At 44.9% G+C, this 3120-nt stretch carries 4 protein-coding genes and 1 pseudogene; 1 reads left to right on the top strand and 4 read right to left on the bottom strand.

Annotated elements, in window-relative coordinates:
• Positions 1 to 159: 159 nt before the first annotated feature.
• Complete coding sequence (gene glxA, locus Q3W56_RS20495; protein WP_019716150.1) at positions 160 to 540, bottom strand: glyoxalase GlxA; 381 nt, start codon at positions 538 to 540, stop codon at positions 160 to 162.
• Positions 541 to 662: 122 nt separating this feature from the next.
• Here glxA and Q3W56_RS20490 point away from each other — a divergent pair, with 122 nt between their 5' ends.
• Positions 663 to 1850: a class I SAM-dependent rRNA methyltransferase gene (locus Q3W56_RS20490; RefSeq protein ID WP_302896694.1), complete on the top strand. Its 1188-nt coding sequence runs from the start codon at positions 663 to 665 to the stop codon at positions 1848 to 1850.
• A 34-nt stretch (positions 1851 to 1884) separates the two neighbouring features.
• Here the strand turns inward: Q3W56_RS20490 and Q3W56_RS20485 are convergent, their stop codons facing one another.
• From Q3W56_RS20485 to Q3W56_RS20475, 3 genes and pseudogenes are all read right to left on the bottom strand, one after another.
• A complete protein-coding gene (locus Q3W56_RS20485; RefSeq protein WP_003222222.1) occupies positions 1885 to 2082 on the bottom strand; it encodes a YwbE family protein in 198 nt (65 codons plus the stop codon).
• Positions 2083 to 2115: 33 nt separating this feature from the next.
• A pseudogene (locus tag Q3W56_RS20480) lies at positions 2116 to 2793 on the bottom strand (MFS transporter); the annotation flags it as partial.
• Between the two features lie 162 nt (positions 2794 to 2955).
• Positions 2956 to 3120: IS3 family transposase (locus tag Q3W56_RS20475; protein WP_302896695.1), on the bottom strand; the 165-nt coding region annotated here is incomplete at its 5' end.

Genomic DNA, 3120 nt, shown 5'->3' with positions numbered 1-3120 from the left:
ACCTAGCCAAGCGGAGCTAGGTATGCGGGAGCTCTTTTTCTGTTTTTGAAATCAGCTGAATATCCAAAAAAACAGCGTAAGACAAAAAAAGCTTGTAGAAAAACATCGTTTTCTCTACAAGCTGAAGAACGTACATCACAAAATGTACGTTCTTTATTTTTACCGCTGAAAGAACTCAATCCACTCGCCGTCAGGGCCTTCGATATAAAAGTAACGGTACCCGTTAGGAAGTGTTGTGATCTCTTCGTCGATAAATTTCGCGTTCATTCTTTCCGCTTTTGTATATTCAGCCGCGATGTCATCCGTCAGCAGGGCAATGTGGTGCACTTTTCCTTCGGTGGGAAGCTCGCTGCTGTAGCCTTGAATCAGTTCGATCTCTGTTTCCGGTCCGTCTTCAAAGCCAAGAAAAGCAAGCTCGATTACACCGTTCGTATGTGTGATGCGATCCTTCAATTTCATGCCGAGAACCTCTTCATAAAATGTGATGGACGCGTTGATATCCCTTACCATAATGCCTGTATGATCAATTCGTTTTGCCATGCTGCTCCTCCTCGTAACTCTTATTTGTCTATCGTAGAAAAACCTTTCCTTTCTGTCAATGCAGACAACTTGGCGTTTTGTGGTACGATAAGAGAAAGCATACGGAAAGAGGACGAACAAATATGAAGCTACTTACCATAAAAAAAGCACACGCTGCAAAAATCAAAAAAGGCTATCCGCTCATTGATAAGGAAGCTCTCGCAAGCAGTGCGCGGCACGTGAAAGAAGGAGACCTCGTTGACATCGTGTCAGAGAGCGGCGAGTTTCTTGCGCGAGGTTATTACGGCCTGCAAAACAAAGGGGTCGGCTGGACGCTTACCCGCAATAAACAAGAACAGATTGACCAAGCATTTTTTCTCAGCAAATTATCAAAAGCGGCCCAAGCGCGCACCGAGCTGTTCGCTTCCCAAGATACAACGGCATTCCGCCTGTTCAATGGTGAGGGAGACGGCGTCGGCGGCGTCACGATCGACTATTATGGCGGCTACCTGCTGATTCAATGGTACAGCAAAGGCATTTACACCTTTAAAGACATGCTGATTTCCGCTTTGGATGAGCTGGAGCTTGATTATAAAGCGATTTACGAGAAAAAACGCTTCGATACGGCTGGACAATACGTTGAAGATGATGACTTCGTGAAAGGGAAAAGAGGCGAGTTCCCGATCATCATTCAGGAAAATGGCATTCAATACGCGGTGGATCTGAATGAAGGCGCCATGACGGGCATCTTTTTGGATCAGAGACATGTGCGCAAGGCGATCAGAGACCGCTATGCAAAAGGAAAAACAGTGTTAAATACGTTTTCTTATACAGGAGCATTTTCCGTGGCAGCGGCGCTTGGCGGAGCGGAGAAAACAACAAGCGTGGACGTGGCAAACCGGAGCATGGCCAAAACGATCGAGCAATTCAGTGTGAACAAGCTTGATTACGAGGCGCACGACATTAAGGTAATGGATGTGTTTAACTATTTTTCTTACGCGGCGAAAAAGGATCTGCGTTTTGATCTCATTATTCTTGATCCGCCTTCCTTTGCACGCACAAAAAAACGCACCTTCAGCGCGGCCAAGGATTATAAAAACCTGCTGAAGGAAACGATCGCCATTACAGCTGACAAGGGCATCATCGTTGCTTCCACAAACAGCAGCGCCTTCGGCATGAAGAAATTCAAAGGCTTTATCGATGCCGCCTTTAAAGAAACAAATGAACGTTACACGATCATTGAGGAATTTACGCTGCCGGAGGATTTCAAAACAATTTCATCGTTTCCTGGAGGCAACTACCTAAAAGTAGTCTTTCTGCAGAAAAAATAAAGCGAAAAGCTGCCCTGTTCAGGAGCAGCTTTTTCTATGTAGAAATGATTTTCTGGACGCGGCCGATGCGGCCATCTTCAAGCCGGACTTTAATGCCGTGCGGATGAAAGCTTGATTTCGTCAAAATATCTTTCACTGTCCCTCTCGTCAGTTTTCCTGTTTTTTGATCTGCTTTCAATACAATATCCACCTGTAATCCTTTCGAAATGCTGCTTCGCTCTTGCCCGTTCATAGCGCTCATCCTTTCTTTTTTTCATTATAGTCATTATGGTTTAAAAGTAACAGCCGGCTGCTGAAGTATATTTTTGTTTTTTTCTGCCTTCATTAAATAGAATGTCAGCCCAAAGCCTGCTATGCTCAGCATGCCAAATAGCAAGTAGACTGCGAAGATGGACACGTAGTCAAAAATGTACCCGCCCGCAAATGTACAGAACCAGTTGCCGAATCCATTGCCGATGGCCGCGTACATGGTCAGCGCCGTCGCTTCAACGTGGCTAGGAGTGATCTTTTTTACGTATTGAAGCGCCGCTGGGATAAATAAACCGATGGCCACTCCCTGAAGAAAGACCGCCGCATAAATGATCCATAATGAAGGCGCGGTGAAATAGAGCGCCCATCTAAATAATGAGACCCCGCCTGACAGCATAATGACGTTTAAAAGCCCCATTTTCTCTATAAATGTTTGGGCGAATCGCATAAATGGAATCTCCGAAATGACGCCGATGAAAAATAAAATGCCGATAGCGGAAAGTGACGCGCCGCTTTTGTCCAGAAAAAGACTGAAATACGTATTGTTCGCTAAGTTTGGAGCAAATGTCGTAAAAGTGATGATCATAAAGATGAGGAACGTTTTATTGCTGATCAGCTCCCGGAATCCTTTGCGGATATTGACCTTTGTTTTTGTTTTCTGCTGACCGGGCATTTGTGAGGCCAATATGGCGGCGTAATGCCGTTTCACCTGCAAGTTGTGCATGGGGTGCCTCCTTCGGTATCCACAATTACATTATATTGGAATCCGCCAGCTTTTCAATAAGGGGAAGCACATAAAAAAAACTGCCCTTGAGGGGACTGACCACCGTTTTTGAGACAGGGATCAAAACACCTTTTAAACAGCCAATTGCCGATAGTTTATCGGTGATTGGCTGTTTAGTTTCGTTTGAATACGAATATTGTTATAATAATGAATGTATTCTGTGACAGTGCGTTCTGCGATGGCGGTCGTAGTTCGATCAATGCTGTTAAGATAGAACGTTTCAGACTTTAGTGAGGA

This window comes from Bacillus sp. C28GYM-DRY-1 (assembly GCF_030519405.1).
Taxonomy (GTDB): domain Bacteria; phylum Bacillota; class Bacilli; order Bacillales; family Bacillaceae; genus Bacillus; species Bacillus spizizenii_A.
Note: the sequence above shows the minus strand (reverse complement) of the source record. Positions and strands in the feature narration are given on the sequence as shown.